A 5,665-nucleotide genomic window follows, 5' to 3' on the forward strand; every position below is an offset into this window, starting at 1 on the left:
AACTACCCCGCGCCGGGGCTGGACAGCACCGGGCGGCTGCTGATGGGCTACGCCGTCACCGCCGTTTCCTCCATTACCCAAACGACGACCATCAGCGGCACCGGTCAGGTGGTCACCTTCACCGTGCCCACAGAGGGGCAGACCGACCTGATGACCCTCTCCCACACCTTCGACCGCAACCTGACTCTGGCGGGCCTGTCCGTTTCCGATGACCACCCGGCGCCGGGGGGCAGCGTGGTCATCAGCGCCGCGCTGCAAAACAACGGCGATTGGGCCCTTGACGGAGCAGCGGTCAGTTTTTACGACGGCGACCCCAACACCGGTGGCACGCTGATTGGCACCACCGGTGTGAGCGGCACGCTGGCGGCGGGCTACACGGCCACGCTGACCACGACCTTTACCGTACCTTCGAACGGCGGCGCGGGGCGGCTGTATGCCGTGGCCGACCCGGCAGACGCCATCCCCGAAGTGGACGAGACGGATAACACGGCCAGCCTGGCGGCATTTGGCCCCGACCTGGCGCTGACCGGCGCCGGAGTGGATTACTGGGGCGGCAGCCAGGTGGGCCTGCAGGCGGTGGTACAAAATGTCGGGGCAACGCCCGCGCCGATGGCTACCTTGGCTTATTACCAGGGCAGCATCACCGGCACGCTGCTGGTCACGCAGACGATTCCGGCATTGGCGGCGGGCGAGACGGTGACGCTGACCACGCCCTGGGATGCGGCGGCGCTGGCCGAGGGCAGTTACACCCTGGCAGCGGCAGCCAATCCCAATCAGGCGGATTTTGCCGAGACCTTTACCGCCAACAATCATGCCGTCCTGCCGCTGGCAATCCGGCCGGACTTGCTGCTCAGCCCATACGATTTGACGACCACACCGTTGACGGCGACGACTACCCTGATTACGGCCACCCTGTACAATGTGGGGTCGGCAACGGCAACGAATGTGGTCGTGAACTTTTACGACAACTGGACGCTGGATGGATCGGCGCTGCTCTTCACGCAGACGGTGGCTTCGTTAGCGCCGGGGGAGGCGGTGCGGCTGACAGGGCAGGCCGCCGGACCGTTGACCTGCGGCGTGTATGTCCAGGCCAACCCGGACCGGAGCCTGGCCGAAGTGAACTACGCCAACAACCTGGCGGCAGTGACGGGGCCGGACAGTCCCTGCCCGGCGAGACGGCAGACATACCTATACCTGCCGCTGATTTTGAAGAACAGCGCTGTGGTGCGGTAAGGGTGTTGGCAGAACCAGAACCGGTGACGGAGTTGCCAGCGGGAACGACATCCACCGCTACGACAGACCGCAATGGCAACTCCGCGTTGAGCAATCGGAAAATCTGGGTGCACTAAAGAGTTGTTGGTCGGGGTAGGTGACGGCAATGCCGTCGCCTACCCATCTCGCGTGAACCCCAACAACCTTTTATGCTCCCAAAAATCTCTTGCATCCCGTAAAAGCTGCCATGGCAATCGATTGACATGGAGAATACGGCGTTCTCCACCGGGTGGCAGCGAATCGCTGCCACCCTTGCACTTGTTGCCTGAACCGGGCAATTGAGCGCCCATTCTCGTTGCCTACAATTTGACGCCGCTCCCCTACCCCTCACGGCCGCCTTCGGCGGCGACGACGGACGACAGACGGTGGACGGTGGCCGCGCACGTCGCACCCTGCACGCCGTACGTGGGCACCTGGCACCTTTCCCCCACCCCTGGCCCTCCCCCTAAGGGGGAGGGGAACTTCGTCATGGTCAACAACCGTCCGCCTGGCGGCGACGACGGACGACAAACCGTAGACGATGGCTGGTGTCTTGCGTCCCGCGATCGGTGGTGACAGAGTAGATTTATTGCAGGGTGCGTATTTGAAAAACGTGGAGGCGTATGAGACTCCAGTTGTGGAGAAACGTATACAGGATGCACCGGAAGAAAGCGGTTTACGTGACCCGGTGCTATTGAGAAAGGAGCAGGAAGGTGAGCAGCAACAAAAAACCACAGGCAACAAGCCAGGAGAAGCGCCAAAGCTGGAGTCGGAAGCCCCAGCCGTCAGCAAAGCACGGCGTGGCGGGAGCATTGGAAAAAATGCGGGAGTTGAAATTGCTGGCGAAGAGCAACCCGTTGCTGGTGGTGCCTCAGCCGCCGTTGGGGGGCGACTGGGAACGGGAAGCGGCGGCGCTGCTGGTGGACGACCTGGACACGGAGGAGTTCGTTCTGGGACTGCAAATGTCACAAAAGAAGGGAGATGTGTGGGTTCCGACGTGGTGGGAGTCGAAGGAAGACTTTCTGACCGCGTTCGTGCGCGAATGGAACGATTACCAGACGCGGTACGGACCCGCTTTGAAACCGCTCGACGTGCAATTGCAAGTGATGGAGGTTTTGACTTATATGTACCAAGAAGCCCAATAGCGCCGGAGGACTTTCATACTCACCCGACTCCATTGGTTGAGTGTAAATCTCTAGCGGGCATTGATGCGCCGGAATTGGAGGCGGCATACCGTCCGCATGAGGCAGTGATGGGGGCATTACGGCGCGGAGCGATAAGCGTTGAGGCAAACCTTGATGCCATTTGGGCGGCGGTTCAGCAAAACGACAAGCACAATATGGGGGTGTTGATTGCGGATGATGTGAGCGTTGGCAAGACAAGAAAACACAAAAAAAGCCCCCAGGAGTCCTGTGACAGATTCCCGGGGGCTTTCGCTTATGCGACATCTTTTTTCGCCGTTAGCACCCCGAAAACACACTCTTGTGCGACGCCTTTCAGGGGGTTGGCGTCGTACAAGAGAGATTGTGCGACGAATTTAACATCGTAACAAGAACCATCCTGGGGTACAATTATGCGACACCTATAGAGCAATCAAAAAGATGCATGGGGTTGAGGCGGCTTACCCTTGCATCTTGGAACGACCACGTCGCTTTGCAAACTCTATATGGACAAAATGAAAATGATAAGGGGTCTCCAGCCAGTTTGAGTTCGGGGATATTCCAACGAGCACCGTCTTCTTCAAGAAAAGAACAAACATATATTACACAAGGAATTTTTAGCATGTCCACACTCGAAGACATCAAACCAGACGCAAAAATTATAGGTATTGACCCCACCGGGCCTGTTACAGTGGTCTCTGTCAAATGGTTCGGCAAAGATGTGCTGGAGTTAACCTATCACGATGCGCTTGGCCAACCTCATACAGAATTGCTCTATCGCGACCGCGAAAATGATTTGGAGGTCGTTGAGGCCGGGATTCCGTGGGCATTTGACAGCGATGGAGACAGATTCAAACTGGTTTCTGAAGCATATCGTATCCGTATGGCCTATCTTTTCGACCCCTGGATGGCCGTGCATCTCTCTTTAGTGGAGCCGCTACCGCATCAAATTTCCGCGGTCTATGGGGAAATGCTGCCCCGCCAGCCACTGCGTTTCCTGCTTGCAGACGATCCTGGAGCAGGCAAAACCATTATGACTGGACTGTATATAAAGGAACTCATGTTACGCAGTGACCTGGAACGATGCCTAATCATTGCACCGGGCAACCTGGTGGAACAGTGGCAAGATGAACTCTGGCAGCGCTTTCAACTCCCATTTGAAATTCTGACAAACGACCGTATCAACGCGGCTCGGACTGGAAACGCACTTCAGGAAATGTCCCTTGTTATTGGGAGACTAGACAAATTTAGCCGGGACGACAACCTGAAGGAGAAGCTTAAGCAAACAGACTGGGACTTGGTAGTAGTAGATGAGGCGCACAAAATGTCAGCCTCCGTTTGGGCAGGAGAAGTGCGTTATACTAAACGCTACCGCTTGGGGGAATTGTTGGCGCAGCACACCCGCCATCTCCTACTGCTAACAGCAACGCCACACAATGGTAAGGAGGAGGATTTTCAATTATTCATGGGGTTGCTGGATGCTGACCGTTTCGAAGGGCGTTATCGAGAAGGAGTCCATAGTACTGATGTCTCCGATGTCATGCGCCGCCTGACAAAAGAACAACTGCGCAAATTTGACGGACGCCCACTTTTTCCAGAGCGACGCGCTTACACAGTTACATACCGCCTCTCGGATTTGGAAGCCGCGCTTTATGAAGCAGTAACGACCTATGTGCGAGAGGAATTTAATCGTGCTGAACAATTGGAGGGTGGGAGAAAAGGGTCAGTCGGTTTTGCTTTGACTATCCTACAGCGGCGTTTGGCCTCCAGCCCCGAAGCAATTTACCAATCGCTGCGCCGTCGACGAGAGCGTTTAAAAAGCCGCTTAAGGGAAACACGACTCTTGCAACGCGGGGAAAACGCTCGGTTAGATCTCTTGTCGGACGTGCCCGCATACGACGAAGAAGACATGGAAGACCTGGAAGACGTTCCGGAAAACGAACTGGAACAACTGTTCAGCCAGGTGCTAGATCGGGCAACGACAGCCCAAACCATTGCCGAACTAGAAGCCGAAATTCAAACCTTGCAAAGACTAGAATCACTGGCGGAGCGAGTTCGCCACAGTGGGGAAGACCGAAAATGGCGCGAACTCTCTCGCTTATTGCAAGACCAGCAAGAAATGTTCGACGCCGACGGGGAAAGACGCAAGTTAGTCATTTTCACTGAACATCGGGATACACTCAATTACCTGGCAGAAAAAATTCGTAGCCTGTTAGGGCGCCAAGAAGCAGTCGTCACTATTCATGGCGGCTTGCCACGTGACCAACGACGGCAAATACAAAATGCATTCGTGCAAGACAAAGATGTGCTTATCCTGGTAGCCACCGACGCTGCCGGAGAAGGTATCAATTTGCAACGCGCCCATCTGATGGTCAACTATGACTTGCCCTGGAACCCTATCCGTTTGGAGCAACGATTTGGTCGTATTCACCGCATTGGACAAACTGAGGTCTGCCACCTCTGGAATTTGGTTGCCGATGAAACGCGTGAGGGGGATGTCTATGCGCGACTACTCAAGAAAATTGAGAGACAGCGAGCAACCTTGGGGGACAGCGTCTTTGATGTATTAGGACAAATCTTTCGCGAGACCAGCCTGCGCAAATTATTACTGGATGCGATACGTTACGGTGACCGCCCTGAAGTGCGAGCGAAATTAGACAAGGCTATTGACAACCTGGTAGACCAGGAACGGGTACGCCAATTGCTGGAAAATAATGCTCTGGCACGCGACGCGTTAGACACATCTCAAGTCCGCAAAATCCGCGAGGATTTTGAACGCGCACAGGCTAGACGCCTACAGCCCCATTTCGTTGAGTCTTTCTTTAAGGCCGCTTTTGAACATTTGGGGGGACGCATGTATCCCCGCGAGCGTCAGCGCTATGAAATCACTCGCGTTCCGGCAGTCATCCGTAAACAAGCCCAGCGGCTCGGACGGGTAAACGCTGTGTTGCCCAAGTACGAGCGTATTACATTCCACAAAGAATCTATTCACATCTCAGGCCGACCGACCGCTGAATTTATTTGCCCTGGGCATCCCTTAATGGACGCTGTCACAGACCTTGTTTTGCAACGCTATCGCGATTTACTGCGTCAAGGAACTATTCTAGTGGATGCCAACGATATCAGCGATACACCGCGAGCACTCTTCTATCTGGAACATACCATACGAGATGGACGCACTGACTCGAAGCCCGAACGAAGAGTACTCTCACGACGAATGCAGTTTGTGGAAATTAATGCCCGAGATGAGGTTC

3 protein-coding genes are annotated in these 5,665 nt (G+C 55.5%); all 3 read left to right on the plus strand.

The genetic code is table 11. The features are described 5' to 3' along the window. Nucleotides 1-1,233 (plus strand): hypothetical protein (locus D6694_03645; protein ID RMH46372.1); only part of this gene is annotated, 1,233 nt, incomplete at its 5' end. 559 nt (nucleotides 1,234-1,792) lie between these two features. Then, complete coding sequence (locus tag D6694_03650) at nucleotides 1,793-2,800, plus strand: hypothetical protein (protein ID RMH46373.1); 1,008 nt, start codon at nucleotides 1,793-1,795, stop codon at nucleotides 2,798-2,800. 233 nt (nucleotides 2,801-3,033) lie between these two features. Then, a partial coding sequence (locus tag D6694_03655; GenBank protein RMH46374.1) for a DEAD/DEAH box helicase occupies nucleotides 3,034-5,665 on the plus strand: 2,632 nt, incomplete at its 3' end.

It is taken from the genome of Gammaproteobacteria bacterium, from assembly GCA_003696665.1.
Taxonomy (GTDB): Bacteria; Pseudomonadota; Gammaproteobacteria; order Enterobacterales.